Consider the following 16,927-nt stretch of genomic DNA (forward strand, 5'->3'; position numbering starts at 1 on the left):
GAGAATCGCCAAATCATCACCCGATCACGCAATCACCCGATTTGTTTAACTGCATCCACTTGTGCTGCCGCAGCTCATGCAGCGGTAGCAACTTCCGTTACGCGTCATGATCGAGCCGCAGACGTGGCACGAGGGTGCATCGCCGAGATCGACGAACTCGCGCAGAGCGTCGGCGGCATGGTGTTTAGTCGTCGTTGTTTGCTGGGTATCGGCAGTTAGCTGAGGCGTTGGACTCGATGCCTCGGCTGTGAGTTCTGGAACTGTCGCTGACACGCCGTTTCGCTTCAGCATGCCTTCGAACAAATCTCCCTGCTCCGGCTCGACGAAGCGATAGTGCAGCCAGCGGAAGATGTAGTCGGTGATCGACTTGGCAAAACCGATTTTGCCGTTGCCGCTCCAGCCGCTGGGCTCGAAACGGGTGTGGGCAAATTTCTCGCAGAGCACTTTCAAAGGAACGCCGTGCTGGAGCGCGAGAGAAACTGAAGTGGCGAAAGCATCCATCAGCCCGGAGACTGTCGAGCCTTCCTTTGCCATCTTGATGAAGATCTCGCCCGGCTGTCCGTTCGGATACAGGCCTACAGTGATGTAACCTTCGTGCCCTGCGATCGAGAACTTGTGCGTGAGCGATGCCCGCTCTTCGGGCAAACGGTGGCGAACAGCCTTTGGCGGAGCATTCTGGTCCTGAACCTCGGCTACCTGCTGGCTACTTGCCGGTAGCTGAGATCCAGCGGCTTGGCCGGAAGCAGGAAGCTGGGAGCCGGTAGCTGACTTCGCTTTGTCGCCGTCAGAGACATTCAGCGGCTGCGATCCCTTCGATCCATCGCGATAAATCGCAACGGCTTTCAGTCCTTCGCGCCACGCTTCGATGTAGGCTTCGGCGATGTCTTCAATCGTCGCGTCGTTCGGTAGATTCACCGTTTTGGAAATCGCGCCGGAGATGAATGGCTGCGTGGCAGCCATCATCTTGATATGTCCCATGTAGTGAATGGCGCGCGTTCCCTTTGCTGGTTTGAAACTGCAATCGAAAATCGGCAGGTGTTCTTCTTTAAGCCCGGGAGCGCCTTCGATGGTGCCGGTCGCGTCGATGTAGCTGACGATCCCGCTTGCCTGCTCGCTCGAATAGCCGAGCTTGAAGAGGGCCGAGGGAACGGTGTTGTTGACGATCTTAATCATGCCGCCACCGACTAGCTTCTTGTACTTCACGAGTGCCAAATCGGGCTCGATGCCGGTGGTGTCGCAATCCATCATGAAGCCGATGGTGCCGGTGGGAGCGAGCACGGTTACCTGCGAGTTGCGATATCCGTAAGTCTCGCCGTGCGCTAGGGCCGCGTCCCAAACATCTTTGCTTGCCTCGATGAGCTTCGGCAATTGCTTGTCTGCAGCGCCTGCCTTCAGCGACGTTCCGATGTTGTTCACCGAAGCCCGATGCATGCGGATCACATCCAGGAACGGCTCGCGATTGATGTAGAAGCCCGGGCATGCGGCGCCGGTGATCTCGGCAGTCTGGGTGAGCGGAGTCGCAGGAGCGAGCTGCGGGCACAGCTCTGCGATCTTTGACGACTGGTAATAGGCTTCACCGCACATGATCGCCGTCAGGCACGCGGCGTAGTCGCGTCCGGCATCGGAGTCGTACGGCAGACCGGCGGCCATCAGCAGGGCACCGAGGTTCGCATAACCGAGTCCCAAAGGACGATAGTCGTGCGAATTGCGCGCGATCGCCTCGGTGGGATAGCCGGAGTTGTCCACCAGGATCTCCTGCGCGGTGATCAGCACGTCGCACGCGAACTTATACGCTTCAATGTCGAAGGTGTTGTTGGTATAGAACTTCAGCAGGTTGATGCTGGCCAGATTGCACGCCGAGTCATCGAGGAACATGTACTCCGAGCACGGATTCGAGGCGTTGATGCGCGCCGTGTTCTTTGACGTGTGCCATTTATTGATCGTGGTGTCGTACTGCATGCCGGGATCGCCGCAGTAGTACGTAGCCTCCGCAATCTTGTGCAGCAGCTCTTTTGCCTTCTTGGACGCAAACGGCTTCTTGTCTTTCACCGAGCGCGTGAAAAAGTTCTCGTCGTTAATGGCCGCATTCATGAACTCGTCGGTCACACGCACCGAGTTGTTCGCGTTCTGGAAGAAGATCGACGAGTACGCAGGCGAGTCAGGCGTGCTGCCGTCGTAGCCTTCACGGATCAGCGCCCAGGCCTTGGCTTCTTCTTCCATCTTGCAGGTGATGAACTCTTCAATATCGGGATGATCGACGTTGAGGATCACCATCTTGGCCGCGCGACGCGTCTTGCCGCCGGACTTGATCACGCCGGCAAACGCATCGAAGCCGCGCATGAAGCTCAGCGGACCTGAGGCTGTGCCGCCACCAGAAAGCTGCTCCGTCGATGAGCGCAGCGGAGAAAGATTTGTGCCGGTACCCGATCCCCACTTGAAAAGCATGCCTTCGGTCTTGGCCAGTGTGAGAATCGAATCGAGCGAGTCCCTGACCGAGTTAATGAAGCAGGCGGAGCACTGCGGATTGCGGTATCCGGTTACGCCGTGCTGGATGTTTCCTGTTTCGGGATTCCAATGCCAGTTCTGCGCATCGGAGTTCGGCTCCAGGCGGTCGCATCCGACGTTGAACCAAACCGGCGAGTTAAATGCGGCACGCTGGTCGAGCAGGATGTACACGAGCTCGTCATGAAAGCTCTCGGCATCGTTCTTTGTAGCGAAATAGCCGCCCTTAGTTCCCCAATCGCGAATCGTCTCGGCCACGCGGCTTACCAGAGCACGCACCCCGCTCTCGCGCTCGGCCGTACCGAGCGTTCCATGCAGGTACTTGCTGGCAACGATATTCGTCGCCGTCATCGACCAGTCTTTCGGCACTTCGACGTTCTTCTGCTCGAAGATCGTCTTGCCCTGAGCGTCCGTGATTGCGGCGGTGCGCAGCTCCCACTGGAATTGGTCGTAGGGCGAGGTGCCCGGCTTGGTGAAATAACGACGGAACTGGAGGCCCGGCGCCTTCTTCGTGTTAGGGGTGGAGACTGCGGGCGTGGTCTTGGTGGCTGTGCTGTCCGCCACCTGCGTCCTGTTGCTCACTTCCGCCATGGGGAGACTCCTGGGAAAATTTCGCGATTTCGCGATTGGGCGAGTTCGTGATTTGCAAATCGCGAAATCACGACATCACGCAATCACCAAATAATCGAGGGTGTCACCGCTGGCACCCGGTTCAGGGTTCTTGTCTATGAATGCTCACCTCTTGCATTCAGGCTCTGGAGGAGGACTGCTTACCGGGTCGAAAAGGCCTTTCGAACCGGTAGGAGTCGTAAGTTACTCCCGCATATGGGGCCTGTCAATAGGCAAACACTATATATTGTATCAGCAACGTAGCATAGTCAGGCCTCCTCTAAGCCTTTCGCTATCAACAAACAAGAGCTGCAGAGGTCGATTTTTAAGGCATTTTTACTGTTAATAACCTGTGGATTTCCGGGAGCGCCTGGACGATTCTCTTTCTTGCGAAGCGGCAACTACGAACCTAGGCGTTAGCTGGTTGAGAATCAATGACGGTTATCAGGGCAAAGCTGTGGAGGCTTGTGGAGACTTCGGAAAACTCCCCAAAGTGAATACGAAGGGCACGAAGGAAACACCAAGTTCATGAAGAACTTCTCCGTGACCTCCGGTTTTGCCTTCGTGACCTTCGTGTTCGCTCCTGGTTTCGTTACACTTTGAATATGGCCCGCAGTTTTCTGAGGGTATTTGCCCTCGTTCTACTTTCCTCGGCACTATTCGCCGAGGGCACCCAGATCTGGGTGCAGACCAAATTTGACGAATTTGAAAAAGGCACCGCCAACGGAGTGGCAATCTCAAGCGACGGTACACTGGAGCTTGCTCCTTCTCTTAAGGCGATCTACACATCGCCCTCCACTTACATCTGGCAGGTCGTAACCGACGCGCAAGGAAATGCTTACGTCGGTGCCGGTTCTCCCGCCCGTGTCTATCGCGTTGCTCCTGACGGCAAAGCGACAACCATCTTCGAGGCGAAAGAATTACAGATTCAGGCGATGGCTATCGACAGCGATGGCACGATCTACGCCGCTACGTCGCCGGACGGTCGCGTTTACAAGCTCGAACCCAATCTCCCTGCGACCGGCAAGAAGAAAGAGAAGAGCAAAGAGGCGGAAGCTACCGCCGAATCAAGTCCCAGCGAGCAGACCTACCGCTCCTCTGTCTTTTTCGATCCCAAAACGAAATACATTTGGGATATCGAACTCGATCCCGCCGGGCCTCTCTACGTCGCCACCGGCGACAACGGCGAGATCTACAAGGTCGAGAAGAACGGCCAGGGCTCTGTTTTCTTCAAGAGTGACGAGGCCCACATTCGTTCGCTCACGCTGCTGAAGCCTGCTCCACAAGCTGAGGACAACAAGCGGAAGAAGAACGCCATTCCCACTTTGAGCACCGTGATTGCCGGCTCGGACGGCAGCGGACTCGTCTATCGCATCACGCCGGCGGGCGAGGCATTCGTTCTGTACAGCGCTCCCAAAAAGGAAATCACTGCCCTCACCACCGACTCACAAGGAAACATCTATGCCGCTGGCGTCGGAGAAAAACACGCGGGAACGCCGCCGCCGGTGACTGCTTCGGGTCCGATCACTGCGATTCCCACTGCCTCCGGCGCTGCTCCGCCTCCTGCACCTCCGACACCGAGCACGATCAGCGGTGGCTCGGAGATCTACATGATTTCTCCGGATGGCTCGCCCAGCAAAATCTGGAGTTCGAAAGAAGATCTCGTCTATTCGCTCGTCTTTGGTCCCGAGGGACAGTTGCTTGCCGGAACGGGGAACCGCGGCCACATCTATTCCATCAACCCCGCTTCGAAAGCCGGCGTCTACCGCGATCTCGTGAAGCTGAGCGCGAATCAGATTACCTCGATGGCCCGCGGGACGAACGGCGCGATCTATGCCGTGACTGCCAATTTGGGCAAGCTCTTCGTCCTCGGACCAGGCCGTCAGCAGGAAGGGACTTATGAGAGCGACATCTTCGATGCCCACACCTTCTCACAATGGGGACGCGCACAGGTCCGCGGCACGGGAGATTTTGACTTCTTCGTGCGCAGCGGGAATGTCGATAATCCCGATCGCAACTGGAGTCCCTGGGCCAAGGTCGATCTGAAGACAAACCAACGCGTGCCGGTTCCCTCGGCGCGGTTTGTGCAGTGGAAGATTGCGCTGCGTCCGACGAACGGCGGCTCGCAAGTCGAGAGTGTCGCACTCAACTATCTGCCGAAAAATATTGCTCCGGTGATCGACGACATTACCGTGCAGGTGGGTGCGAGGATCACCTCACCTCCAAATCAGAAATTATCGAGCGACGCCATCTCAATTCCTCTGGGTGGACAAGCATCTTCAACTCCAGCGCGCTTCGACGTGGCTCCCTCCGCGGTCAAAGATCGTGACTATATCGCGGTGCGCTGGTCGGCGCATGACGACAACGATGACGATCTCGTTTATTCGATCTACTACAAGGGTGACAACGAGTACGATTGGAAGTTGTTGAAGGACGGCATCACCGACAAGTTCTACTCCTGGGATTCGAGTCTGTTGCCCGATGGCGGTTACACCGTGCGCATCGTCGCCTCCGACGCTCCTTCGCATTCGCCGGATGAGGCGCTCACTGATGAACAGATCAGCTCTCGCTTCGAAGTGGATAGCACTCCGCCACAGGTGCAAGCACTGCAGGCGAAGGTGGAGGCCGGGACCATGCACGTGAGTTTCCGCGCTGTGGACAGTTTCTCGGCGATCAAGCGCGCGGAGTACTCGATCGATGCTGGCGACTGGCACTACATCGAGCCTGTCGGACAGATCTCCGATTCGCCGACCGAGGAATACGATTTCAACGCGGCACTACCGCAGGGCGAAGCCGTTCTGGCTCAAGACACCAACAAAAAGGGCGGCAAACGCTCTCGCACCCGAGATGGGGGAAGCGAATCCGGACTTCCGCAAACTGATCAGGCGCAGGTCGTAGTGCCGGGTGAGCATGTTGTGGTGGTGAGAGTGTGGGATCGCTTCGACAACATGTCAGCGGCTAAAACCGTCACCAAATAACAGAAGTCAGTACCGCCTGCGTAGCGGGTGGGTCAGTCACGATACCCATCTGCTACCGCAGACGGTACCGACACTGACATTTTCGGTAAGATGATTCGTTTCCCATGAAGCGAATCCTAGTCACGGTCTTACTCGCAACTTCTTCCCTCTTCGCGCAGCGTCTTCCAAAGACTGTCATCCCGAGCCACTACAAGCTGTCGCTTGATCCCAACATTGAACAACGAAAGTTCTCGGGTGAAGAAACGATCGACGTTCGCCTGAACTTGGCGGCGAAAGAGATCGTGCTCAATTCGCTCGATCTCGACATCTCCGAAGCCGAGGTCAACTCCGGAGGCAAATCGCAAAAGGCTGAGGTCGTGTATGACAAGGCGGACGAGATGGTGAAGCTGCAGCTGCCGGCAGACATACCTGCCGGCGGCGCGCAAATCCATCTGAAGTTCTCAGGCAAGCTGACCGAAGGTTTGCGTGGCCTCTATTTGAGCAAGAGTTCGCGTCGGTTGTATGCGGTCACGCAGTTCGAAGGCACATATGCCCGCATGATGTTCCCGTGCTTTGATGAACCGTCGTACAAAGCCACATTCGATCTCACTGTTATGGCGGATAAAGGCGACACGGCAATTTCGAACGGCAGGATCATCAAAGATGAGCCGATCGAAGGCGACCGTCATCAGATCATCTTCTCGACTTCGCCAAAGATGTCTACCTATCTGGTCGCGCTGGCCATCGGGGATTGGCAATGCCTGTCGCGCACGGTCGAGGGTATTTCAATTCGCGTGTGTGCAGTCCCTGAGAAGAGGCAGTACGGTGCATTTGCGCTGGACGTTGCCGCTCACTCCCTTCAGTTCTACAACCACTGGTATGGCATCAAGTACCCATTTGGGAAACTGGATATGGTTGCCATTCCCGATTACGAATGGGGAGGAATGGAGAACACGGCGTCGATCTTCTATCGCGATACGGCTCTGTTGCTGAATGAGAACAGTGCCTCGGTTTTTCGCAAACGTGGGCAGGCATCAACCATTGCCCATGAGATTGCACATCAGTGGTTCGGCGATCTCGTAACCGCCGCCTGGTGGGACGACATCTGGCTCAACGAGGGATTTGCGACGTGGATGTCCACGAAGCCAATCGAAGCATGGCATCCAGAGTGGCATCTCGACGAAGATGCTGCCGCACAGGCACAGCGGATCATCGGCGTCGATTCGCTCGCCACCTCGCGAGCCATTCACGGTAATCCGAGTACTCCTTCAGAAATCAAGGAGATGTTCGACGGCATTACTTATGAAAAAGGCGGCGCCGTGTTGCGGATGCTCGAGTCGTACCTCGGTCCTGAAGTCTTCCGCAAAGGCGTAAATGCATATTTAGCGGCGCACGCGAATGGCAACGCGACCTCTGCCGATTTCTGGGATGCGGAAGCGAAAGCATCCGGCAAGCCAGTGGACAAAATGATGCCGACGTTCGTCATGCAGCCCGGCGTGCCTATGCTGACCTTGAGTTCTTCATGTGAGGGCAACAGGGAAACGCTGCAGATGAAGCAGCAACGCTTTCTGATTTCTTCGGATTCGGCTAATTCAGAGAATTCACAGACTTGGCACATTCCGGTTTGCACCAAATCGAGCGGAAACAACGGGGGCACATGTGCTCTGATCACGTCTCGCGACCAAACAGCCTCAGCTCCGGCTTGTTCCGATTGGGTATTCGGCAACCGCGACGCGAAGGGCTATTACCGCGTCGAATACACGCCATCGAATCTGGAAAAGATAGGCTCGGTGGCCGAACAGCAGCTCAACGTTCCAGAGCGCATTGCCTTGGTGGAGGACACATGGGCGATGACGCGCGCGGGGAAAACCTCTCTTTCCGATTTTCTCCAGGTCTCGCATCAACTGCGCTCCGAGGAGAACCTGCACGTGATCGACGCACTCTCGAGTCACCTGGACTATGTCGCAAACTCCCTGATCACCTCGGACGATCGAGCAAAGTTCGATCAGTTTGTACGTGACCAGTTCGGCGCGGCTGCGCGGCGAGTCGGTTGGGAGCCTGCCAGGACTGACACCGACGAGCAGAAGGCATTGCGAGCCAGCCTGCTGGAAATTCTCGGAGATGCGGACGATCCAAACGCGATAACTGCCGCGCGAAAACTTGTAACTCAATACATGAGTGATCCTGCTTCTGTGGATGGCACTGTGATTGGGAATGCGTTCACAGTCGCAGCGCACACTGGCGATGCGGCTCTTTATGATCGCTTCACAACAGCGTTCAACCAGAGCAAATCAACCGACCAGTACTACCATTACCTCTTCGCGCTTGCGGATTTCCAACAACCTGAACTTTTGAATCGAACCATCTCGCTGGTCGATCAAGGCAAGGTTCGCGAACAGGACTATCCACGTTTCTTCAGTGCCTTGCTGGCGAATCCTGCTTCTCGGGACGCTGCCTGGAAGTATCTGAAGGAGCACTGGAACGATTTGGCTCCAAAGGTGACTTCGTTCGGTGGCGCCGGCGCGATTTCCGCTTTGGGAAATGCCTGCTCCAGCGAGATGCATGACGACATCGAGCACTTCTTCGCGGATCATTCGGCACCGGGAGCTCAACGCGCCGTAAAGCAGAGCCTGGAACGCATCAACGACTGCATCGGTTTCAAGCATCAGCAGGAGGCCAGCATGACTCAATGGCTCAACTCGCACCAGGAGGGACAATGAGCACGGACGATCCAGGCGCAGCATTTCTGGCCGAGGCCCTGCGCACGTTTCGCGGATACAAGTCGCGAACCGAAGCCGCGTTCGCGCAGCTTCGTTCGGAGGACTGGTTTCGCCTGATCGATCCCGAAGCGAACTCGATTGCGATCATCGTGAAGCACATGGCCGGCAACATGCGCTCGCGATGGACTGACTTCCTCACCAGCGACGGCGAGAAGCCTGACCGCGACCGTGATAACGAATTCGTTCTCGATTCCTCCTCCACGCCTGAGCAGGTGAAGGAGTGGTGGAACAAGGGATGGCAGCTCGTGTTTTCTGCGGTTGAGCCACTCACGGCAGACGACCTCAAGAGGACCATCACGATTCGCGGCCAGGAGCACTCGGTAATGGAAGCAATCAGCCGCCAGTTGACGCACTACGCCGAGCACGTGGGGCAGATCATCCTGCTGGCAAAGCATTTCCGCGGAGCCGAATGGAAATCGCTCAGCATCCCCAAAGGACAATCGAAGATGGCGGGCGTCAAGGCGGAGATGACGAATCGCGCAAGACGCGGGTAGGCGAACGGAACCGACGGCGGTAGCCGGTTCTGTTTAACTCGCGCGGCGAACCTGTGGCTTTTCTTCTTTTCCGGGTTCGACCGCCTCTTTGACCGGCGGCAGCTTTCCTACAGCCTTTGCCAATTCGGCATTCACCTCGGCCCCGATCAAGATTGCTGCACTACTCACGTAAAACCACAAGAGCAATCCAACAACCGCGCCGAGAGCGCCATAGCTCTTGCTCAACTGTGCAAAGTGCTGGAGATAAAAACCCAGCCCGTACGACGCGAAAACCCAAAGCACAACTGCAATGATCGATCCGGGAACTGTACGAATGAATCTGCGCTGTTCCACATTGGGAGCAAGATAATAAATAATCTCGACCGCTAAGATCGCGCAGATTGCGGCGAGCACCCAGCGGAAGTAGAACCACGCCTTGGTGAAGAAGGGGCTGAGGTTCAATTTGGCGGCGAGCATGCCTCCCCAATGCGGTCCGAAGAACATCGCGAACAGAAGAATCGTAACCAGCGCACCGACAGCCACCGTCAGCAGCACAGCTAACGGACGCGTCTTCCAGAAGGGCCGCCCCTCCTGCACGTCATACGCGACGTTGAGCGCTTCAATCATCGCGCTGAATCCGCCGGATGCGGACCAGATTGTCCCGATGATTCCGAACGACAGAAAACCTGTGCGGTTGGTTGCAATCAGGTCAGTGACGACCTTCTGGATGGTCTGCATGGAATCGCGCGGCAGCATGTGCGCCAGCCCGCCGAGGATGTAGTTGAAGAGTCCCTGAATGGGAACGTAAACCAGCAGGCTGGCGAGGAAGATCAGGAACGGGATCAGCGACATGAAAAAGTAGTAGGCCAGGCTGCCCGCGAAGGCGAGCAGATGGTGCTGATCGACGTCCTTGAAAGCCTTGATCAGGGCGCGCCAAACCCGTCGTAGATACGTGAATTTCATCAGGTTCTTAGATGAGAGTTCCCGGAAGTGAGGATGTTCCCGCGCGACAGCAAACGCTCAGTAGAATGTTCGGGTGAAGCGAAAACGGCTGGGATGTCTGATCGTTGTCATTCTGCTCATCATTCTTGCGTACTATCTATTTTTTCATCGCAGCTCCAAGCCGGCGGAGGCTCCCCCGAAACCTGTAGAGCATGTCGCTCTTGAACCCACTGCCCGTTACGACCTCGCACGGGACGAGGCTCAGGGCGGTCACACTCTCGAGCGCCATATCGGGAAAACTGACGCAGAGCTGCGACAGCGCCTCGATAGTGAATCGATCTCTACCGATTCCACCTACACCGATCGCAACACCGCCGAGATGGCGGTCGATGCTGCGATTCGCGAAAATCATGACAGGATCGATCGCTGGCTGCATCGTCCCGGCGGGCACTCCAACCTGGTGCTCGACTACGACAGCACGCAGCCCATCGGTCGCAGCATGCGCCGCGACGACGCGCACTCCTTTCCCTGCTCGCACGCCGTGGTGATCCTGAAATGGGTGAACTCGAATCGGTATTACGTGCTGACAAGCTATCCGGAATGCTGGAGACCGAAATGATCTCCGGTACCGATCCACGCGAGTACGCGGCGCTGACGCGCTTCTTGCGCGGATACCTCCATCAGGACGCGGCGGTCGAGTACGGCTCTGCGCGGGCAGCAGCTCAGCAGTTCCGCAAAGATGCCGACGAGCGCGAGACGGCAATCGTCCACTCCGAGCTTGAGCGCTTGCTTACAGAAACGAGCGCCCTCTCAGTTGCAGACCTGAATCGCGCGCTTCAGCAGCTTGGCAGCGCTTGGCAGTTTCGTTCGCGAAAAGAGGTTGAGCAGATTCTCAGCGGGCTGAAGTAACGCAAGAATTCTGCATCATCGTTTATCATGCCGTTCCATGAAAAACCTGCTCGCAGTGGTTGCACTCGTTCTCTGCACTTTTTCAGGCGGACTCGCGCAGCTTGCGCCTTCGCAGCCAACCTCCAATCAGCCGCCGCAGGCGGTTGATCCCGAACTCGAAAAGCTCGTTCCTCAGCTTCAGCGCGCGCACCAGGCGTTAAATGACTGGGCGAATCTCGGCCGCTATCGCGACGCGAACGCAAAGACCCCGCCTCCGGCTCCGGGTGAGAATCGCGTCGTCTTCATGGGCGATTCGATCACGGATGGGTGGGGCAAGGGCCAGGCTCAGTTCTTTCCCGGCAAGCCGTACATCAATCGCGGCATCAGCGGACAAACCACGCCACAGATGCTCGTCCGCTTTCGTCCCGATGTAATTCATCTGCAGCCAAAGGTCGTGGTGACGCTTGCGGGCACAAACGACATCTCTGCAAATACCGGAGTTGAGACATTGCAGAACGTCGAAGACAATCTCTCCTCGATGTCGGATTTGGCAAAAGCCAATGGCATTCGCGTTGTGATTGCCTCGGTCATGCCGATCTGCGATTCGCTGCGCCAGCAGAGTGTTCGACGACCGCCGCAGCAGATCGTCGAGTTGAATGACTGGATCAAGAGCTACACCGCCAAGAACGGATTCATTTACCTCGACTACTACTCGGCGATGGTCGATGGCTCAGGAATGCTGAAGCAGGATTTAACTTTCGACTGCCTGCATCCGAACGACGCCGGATATGCGGTGATGGCTCCGCTGGCCGAACGGGCAATTCAAGAGGCGTTGCGCAAGTAATCTCAAATCGGGATCTTCGCAGCTATCTCTGAATCTCCCATGTATTTGCCGCATCGTGCATGGGAGAGACGCAGCCTGGCGGCGGCAGTTCTGCTAACACGAGTGTGCCGTCTCGAAGAAATTGCAACCACTATCCGGGCTTTGCGAGCTATGCGCTATGATGATTCGCTCGATTTCATCAAACTTGTTCTTTTTCGGGAATGACAAACGAATGACTCTCACCCGCGGGGCGCTCTCAACTCTCCTCCTGCTGCTTTCTGGCTCGCTTCACCTTGCTGCCCAAACGTCTTCGCCTGCTCCGGATCGCTGGTCAGAGCAAAAAGCCAATGCCTGGTATCAGCAGCAACCGTGGCTGGTTGGCAGCGACTACATTCCAGCCGACGCGATCAACGAACTGGAGATGTGGCAGGCGGAAACTTTCGATCCACAGCAGATCGACAAAGAGCTGGGATGGGCAGAGTCGATGGGTATGAACACCATGCGCGTCTTCCTGCACGATCTGGTGTGGAAGCAGGATGCGAAAGGTTTCACCCAGCGCATCAACACGTTCCTCAATATCGCTGACAAGCACCACATCCGGCCAATGTTCGTTCTGTTCGACTCAGTGTGGGATCCATTTCCCAAACTGGGTCCGCAGCATCCACCCATTCCGGGCATTCACAACTCCGGATGGGTGCAAAGTCCGGGAGCCGACGCGTTGACCGATTCATCGCAGTATCCGCGGCTCGAGGCTTACGTTCGGGGGGTTGTTGGGGCATTCGCGAATGATCGGCGCGTGCTCGCCTGGGACTTATGGAATGAGCCAAACAACACCAACGGCGAGCCTTATTCCGACATGGAACCAAAGAACAAGCAGGACCTGGTGTTGGCTCTCCTGCCGCAGGTCTACACATGGGCACGAGCGGCGGGCGCAACTCAGCCGCTTACCAGTGGCCTTTGGGACGGAGACTGGTCGGCTCCGGAAACACTCACGCCCATGCAGCGCGTGCAGCTCGACCTTTCTGATGTGATCACCTTCCACAATTACGGCTGGCCCGAGAGCTTCGAGAAGCACGTGCGCTGGCTTGAGCGCTACCATCGTCCGATCATCTGCACCGAGTACATGGCGCGCTCGGTTGGCAGCACCTTCGACACCATTCTGCCCATCGCGAAAGCTCATCACGTGGGCGCGATCAACTGGGGATTCGTCGCCGGCAAGACGCAGACGTTTTATCCGTGGGAATCGTGGCAGCATCCGTACATCATGAAACCACCGCCGGTCTGGTTCCATGACATCTTCAATGCATCGGGAGAACCGTACCGTGAAGCAGAGGTGCAATTCATCCGGCGCATGACGGGAAAAGCCGCTGGCAAGGATGCAGGCGGAAACTGAACCCGGCATGCGCGAGCTACTTTGGGGGGACTCGAGAGTGAATTCGGAGGTCCCCAAACTCCTCAGTCATCTGGGAGACGAGTTGTGCGTTGCAAACTTAGAGGTTGGTTCTTTCATCTCAAGAATCAACAATGGACAACGCAAGCGCAATCAAACTCCTGCAAGAACTCGTCGATACCTGCCGCGATGGACAGAACGGATATCGTGACGCCGCCGACCATGTAACCGACTCGCATCTTCGCGAGTTCTTCAACGAGCAGAGTCTCGCGCGGGCCGGCTTCGCAGGAGAACTCGAACAGGAGATTATTCGGTTAGGAAAAGCCGATCCTGACACTTCAGGCAGCGCCGCTGCTGCAATTCGCCGTGCATGGATCGATTTCAAATCGGAACTCGGAGGCGGCGACGCCACGATCCTGGCCAGCGTAGAATCCGGCGAGGATAGCGCCAAAGCATCGTTCGAGACAGCTTTGCAGGAGCCAAATCTGCGCGAAGATCTCGCGACGCTAATTCGACGGCAACTTACCAGCATCATGGCCGCACACGATCACGTTCGCAGTCTGCGGGACGCCAAAGCTGCCTGACATTCGCGCGGGCTCCGCACTGCCGCCTACCGGTACGCCGAGACCGCACTTTCGGACAGGGTGCCTTGCACAATTTCTATCCCATCAATTCGCGGAAGTCTCTTAAAATGTGAGGCTTGCCTTCTAATTACCACGCCACAGTCTCTCAGTTACTTTGGCTCCACAGGGCAGGTTACCCGGGTACATTGACCCTTCGTCACATTCGACATACGCTTGCTCTCGCAGTCAAGGGAGAGTCGTATGGCAAAAGTAATTCGTATAGCTGCCGTCGCCGTTGTGCTGTGCTCTATGGCGCTGGCCGAGGGCGCGGAGCGCCAGGTTGTGCGCGAACAGCTTCCGGAGTATCCGGTGATGCTGAAGAAGATAGGTATCGGTGGGACGGTGCGCATTAGCGCGCTCGTAGCAGCCGACGGTTCGGTGAAAGGCACAAAGATCGACGGCGGTAATCCGATGCTAGCGGAACTCGCCAGCAATGCTGTGAAAAAGTGGAAGTATGCCGCTGCTTCTGAGCAAAGTAGCGAATCAATTGAGTTCAATTTTGACGCGAAGCTCGCAACTGTTCGCGTCAAGTAATCGAGAATCAAGCCGCCTGGAGATTTAAATCCCGTCGACGCCTTAGATGGTTACAGCTCAGAAGCTCAGCAGCTTTTACGCTGCTGGCTTCTTCGTCTTCTCTCCTTTGCCGCTCACGCTCAGAGGTTTGGTTCCAGGATCCTGGCCTTCAGTCTCGCCGGTATGCGGATCGATCACGTACAGCAGATCGCTTAGATCGCTGGCGTGCTCTTCTTCGTCTTTAAGCAGGCGTTCCAGGAGGATTCGGGTCGTAGAGTCGTTATCACCGAAGTAACGAATCATGTCACTGTAGACCTCGATGACGATGCGCTCGGCAATCAGGTCTTCCTTAATCATCTCGGCAAGATCGTTCCCTTCCACGTACTGCGACGCTGACCGCTCCAGCAGCGACTTAGGATTGAAGTCGGGCTTGCCGCCGAGTTGCTGAATGCGATCGGCGATGGCGTCGGCGTGCTCGCGTTCAGCGTCGGCGTGCTCTTTGAATTCATTGCGCACCGACATCCCGTGCACTCCCGTCGCCATGAAGTAATGGTGCATGTAGCGCAGCACGCAGACGATCTCCGTCGCCAACGCTTCGTTCAGGATTTCAACCGTCCTCTTTACGTCACCTTTGTAAGCCTGCGTGACGGCTCCATCCTCAATCTTCTGCATCGCTCGTTTTCTGACTGCCTCAAGGTCTTCAGTAAATGCCGGCATGATGGCTCCTCGTCCTGAGTTCAGGAATCAAACTCGATGAGAAGCAGCTCACCGGAGAGGAGATGCCCAATCCGCTGAAGATAGCTGTGGATTACGCTTTGCATGCGCAAGTTACAATGCAGAGTTTGCCGCGAGGAAACAGGATCCCATGTCCCCCACCACGGAAAGTGTACAGAAGACTTTAATCAACTACAGCACAGATGCCGGCGTTGCAGTACTTGAACTGAGCGATCCTCCTGCCAACACGTACACGTACGAAATGAACCGGCAGCTCGACGACGCGATCCTGCGTGCCCGCATGGACAAAGATGTATATGTGATCGTGCTCACCGGCGCGGGCAACAAATTCTTCTCTGCCGGCGCGAACATCAACATGCTCACCAGCGTGGATCCGACTTACAAGTATTACTTCTGCCTCCATGCTAATGAGACGCTGCTTCGTCTTGAGAACACGCCCAAACTGGTAATTGCAGCCATCAACGGCCACTGCGTAGGAGGCGGGCTCGAAATCGCGCTCGCTGCCGACATTCGCATCGCTCGGAAAGATGCAGGCAAGATCGGCCTTCCCGAGGTGAATCTAGGCGTCCTTCCCGGAACGGGAGGCACTCAGCGTTTGTCACGTGTTGTCGGAAAATCAAAAGCCATCGAGCTCATGGCTCTAGGCAAGACTTTCAGCTTTTCTGAAGCCAAAGACCTGGGCATCGTGAACGACGTTTTCGACCCTGACAACTTCATGCCGGCGGTGCTCGAATACGCGCGCCAGTTCTGCCCACCAAACAAAGCGGCGCTCGCCGTCGGCCGTATCAAACGTGCGGTTCAGAGCGGCTGGGAGATCCCCATCGAGTCCGGTCTCGCGCTCGAACGGGAGAACCAACAGCTTCTCTTCGAGAGCGACGACGCGAAGGAGGGCCTGAGCGCCTATATCGAGAAGCGTCCGGCGGTCTTCACCGCGAAATGAAATACACCCTCGGCGAACTGATGGTCGCCGCTGCTGCGCGCGAGATTCGCGATGGCGAAGTTGTCTTCGTCGGCATGCGCCTGCCGCTCATCGCGTTCGTCGTTGCCAAGCGCACGCACGCTCCGAACTGCATCGGTTTATTCGAAAACGGCGTCATCCGCAGTACGCCCGCGCCAGAGCTCATCTATACCATGGCTGATCCACCGAATCTGCTGGGCGCGACGCAGTGTCTCGACATGATGGGAGTAATGAGTCTGCTCCAATCAGGACGAGTCAATTTAGGCTTTCTCGGCGCGGCCGAAGTAGACCGTTTCGGAAACCTGAACTCCACACAAGTACAGGGCCCAAAGGGCCCAATTCGTCTTCCCGGATCGGGAGGAGCCTGCGACATCGCTTCGCTCGCACAACGCTTCGTCGCCATGATCGACCACACGCCTCAGCGCCTGCCCGAGCGCGTGTCGTACATCACAAGCCCCGGCAACGGCGATGGACCAGGCTACCGAAAGCGTCGCGGTCTGCCTCGCGGCGGACCGGCAGCCATCATCACCACCAAGGCCGTTTTGCGCTTTGGAGAGGACGCGGAAGCTTACCTGCATTCCCATCATCCCGAGGTGACCGTCGAAGAGGTGATCGCCTCGACAGGCTGGAAGCTCCGAGTACATGACAACGTAAGCGAAACTCCGCCGCCCTCGCCCGAGGAATTGCGCGCAATTCGCGACTACGACAAAAAGGGCTTCTGGACCTCTTAAGCT

General features: G+C 56.7%; 14 protein-coding genes. 11 read left to right on the top strand and 3 right to left on the bottom strand.

Translation table 11 applies throughout. The features are described from left to right. Positions 1-45: 45 nt before the first annotated feature. Positions 46-3,093, bottom strand: a complete 3,048-nt coding sequence (locus VFU50_02930; GenBank protein HEU5231788.1) for a vitamin B12-dependent ribonucleotide reductase — start codon at positions 3,091-3,093, stop codon at positions 46-48. A 623-nt stretch (positions 3,094-3,716) separates the two neighbouring features. On the opposite strand from VFU50_02930, the gene VFU50_02935 reads away from it, so the two are divergent. The 3 genes from VFU50_02935 to VFU50_02945 all read left to right on the top strand — a co-directional run bounded on the left by VFU50_02935 (position 3,717) and on the right by VFU50_02945 (position 9,342). Further along, positions 3,717-6,089, top strand: coding sequence for a hypothetical protein (locus tag VFU50_02935; GenBank protein ID HEU5231789.1), 2,373 nt, complete (start codon positions 3,717-3,719; stop codon positions 6,087-6,089). A 104-nt stretch (positions 6,090-6,193) separates the two neighbouring features. Further along, entirely contained in the window at positions 6,194-8,788 is a 2,595-nt protein-coding gene (locus VFU50_02940; protein ID HEU5231790.1) for a M1 family metallopeptidase, read from the top strand. Beyond that, positions 8,785-9,342 carry a DUF1572 family protein gene (locus VFU50_02945; GenBank protein HEU5231791.1) on the top strand — a complete coding sequence of 186 codons (558 nt, stop codon included), beginning with the start codon at positions 8,785-8,787 and terminating at the stop codon, positions 9,340-9,342. Before VFU50_02940 ends, VFU50_02945 begins: the two co-directional genes overlap by 4 nt. A gap of 33 nt (positions 9,343-9,375) precedes the next feature. Here VFU50_02945 and VFU50_02950 read toward each other — a convergent pair whose 3' ends face one another. Next, on the bottom strand, positions 9,376-10,284 hold the full coding sequence (locus VFU50_02950) for a YihY/virulence factor BrkB family protein (protein HEU5231792.1): 909 nt from the start codon (positions 10,282-10,284) through the stop codon (positions 9,376-9,378). Between the two features lie 73 nt (positions 10,285-10,357). Here VFU50_02950 and VFU50_02955 point away from each other — a divergent pair, with 73 nt between their 5' ends. The 6 genes from VFU50_02955 (at position 10,358) to VFU50_02980 (ending at position 14,521) form a co-directional block, all read left to right on the top strand. Further along, positions 10,358-10,882: an RNase A-like domain-containing protein gene (locus VFU50_02955; GenBank protein HEU5231793.1), complete on the top strand. Its 525-nt coding sequence runs from the start codon at positions 10,358-10,360 to the stop codon at positions 10,880-10,882. Then, positions 10,879-11,172, top strand: a complete 294-nt coding sequence (locus VFU50_02960) for a contact-dependent growth inhibition system immunity protein (GenBank protein HEU5231794.1) — start codon at positions 10,879-10,881, stop codon at positions 11,170-11,172. Before VFU50_02955 ends, VFU50_02960 begins: the two co-directional genes overlap by 4 nt. 37 nt (positions 11,173-11,209) lie before the next feature. Continuing rightward, on the top strand, positions 11,210-11,995 hold the full coding sequence (locus tag VFU50_02965) for an SGNH/GDSL hydrolase family protein (protein ID HEU5231795.1): 786 nt from the start codon (positions 11,210-11,212) through the stop codon (positions 11,993-11,995). A 211-nt stretch (positions 11,996-12,206) separates the two neighbouring features. Continuing rightward, entirely contained in the window at positions 12,207-13,367 is a 1,161-nt protein-coding gene (locus VFU50_02970; protein HEU5231796.1) for a cellulase family glycosylhydrolase, read from the top strand. A gap of 131 nt (positions 13,368-13,498) precedes the next feature. Next, positions 13,499-13,948 carry a PA2169 family four-helix-bundle protein gene (locus VFU50_02975; protein HEU5231797.1) on the top strand — a complete coding sequence of 150 codons (450 nt, stop codon included), beginning with the start codon at positions 13,499-13,501 and terminating at the stop codon, positions 13,946-13,948. A gap of 240 nt (positions 13,949-14,188) precedes the next feature. Next, entirely contained in the window at positions 14,189-14,521 is a 333-nt protein-coding gene (locus VFU50_02980) for a TonB family protein (GenBank protein HEU5231798.1), read from the top strand. A 75-nt stretch (positions 14,522-14,596) separates the two neighbouring features. Here VFU50_02980 and VFU50_02985 read toward each other — a convergent pair whose 3' ends face one another. After that, complete coding sequence (locus tag VFU50_02985) at positions 14,597-15,217, bottom strand: ferritin-like domain-containing protein (protein HEU5231799.1); 621 nt, start codon at positions 15,215-15,217, stop codon at positions 14,597-14,599. A gap of 148 nt (positions 15,218-15,365) precedes the next feature. Between VFU50_02985 and VFU50_02990 the strand changes: the two genes are divergently transcribed. Both VFU50_02990 and VFU50_02995 read left to right on the top strand, forming a co-directional pair. Beyond that, positions 15,366-16,175, top strand: coding sequence for an enoyl-CoA hydratase/isomerase family protein (locus VFU50_02990; GenBank protein ID HEU5231800.1), 810 nt, complete (start codon positions 15,366-15,368; stop codon positions 16,173-16,175). Then, positions 16,172-16,924 carry a CoA-transferase gene (locus tag VFU50_02995; protein HEU5231801.1) on the top strand — a complete coding sequence of 251 codons (753 nt, stop codon included), beginning with the start codon at positions 16,172-16,174 and terminating at the stop codon, positions 16,922-16,924. The genes VFU50_02990 and VFU50_02995 overlap by 4 nt, the downstream gene beginning before the upstream one ends. Positions 16,925-16,927: the final 3 nt, after the last annotated feature.

The organism is Terriglobales bacterium (genome assembly GCA_035764005.1).
Classification (GTDB): Bacteria; Acidobacteriota; Terriglobia; order Terriglobales; family Acidobacteriaceae; genus Gp1-AA112.

Coding starts and splice junctions, on each gene's coding strand:
- VFU50_02930 (HEU5231788.1), bottom strand. CDS start 3,093: ATGGCGGAAGTGAGCAACAGGACGCAGGTGGCGGACAGCACAGCCACC.
- VFU50_02935 (HEU5231789.1), top strand. CDS start 3,717: ATGGCCCGCAGTTTTCTGAGGGTATTTGCCCTCGTTCTACTTTCCTCG.
- VFU50_02940 (HEU5231790.1), top strand. CDS start 6,194: ATGAAGCGAATCCTAGTCACGGTCTTACTCGCAACTTCTTCCCTCTTC.
- VFU50_02945 (HEU5231791.1), top strand. CDS start 8,785: ATGAGCACGGACGATCCAGGCGCAGCATTTCTGGCCGAGGCCCTGCGC.
- VFU50_02950 (HEU5231792.1), bottom strand. CDS start 10,284: ATGAAATTCACGTATCTACGACGGGTTTGGCGCGCCCTGATCAAGGCT.
- VFU50_02960 (HEU5231794.1), top strand. CDS start 10,879: ATGATCTCCGGTACCGATCCACGCGAGTACGCGGCGCTGACGCGCTTC.
- VFU50_02965 (HEU5231795.1), top strand. CDS start 11,210: ATGAAAAACCTGCTCGCAGTGGTTGCACTCGTTCTCTGCACTTTTTCA.
- VFU50_02970 (HEU5231796.1), top strand. CDS start 12,207: ATGACTCTCACCCGCGGGGCGCTCTCAACTCTCCTCCTGCTGCTTTCT.
- VFU50_02975 (HEU5231797.1), top strand. CDS start 13,499: ATGGACAACGCAAGCGCAATCAAACTCCTGCAAGAACTCGTCGATACC.
- VFU50_02980 (HEU5231798.1), top strand. CDS start 14,189: ATGGCAAAAGTAATTCGTATAGCTGCCGTCGCCGTTGTGCTGTGCTCT.
- VFU50_02985 (HEU5231799.1), bottom strand. CDS start 15,217: ATGCCGGCATTTACTGAAGACCTTGAGGCAGTCAGAAAACGAGCGATG.
- VFU50_02990 (HEU5231800.1), top strand. CDS start 15,366: ATGTCCCCCACCACGGAAAGTGTACAGAAGACTTTAATCAACTACAGC.
- VFU50_02995 (HEU5231801.1), top strand. CDS start 16,172: ATGAAATACACCCTCGGCGAACTGATGGTCGCCGCTGCTGCGCGCGAG.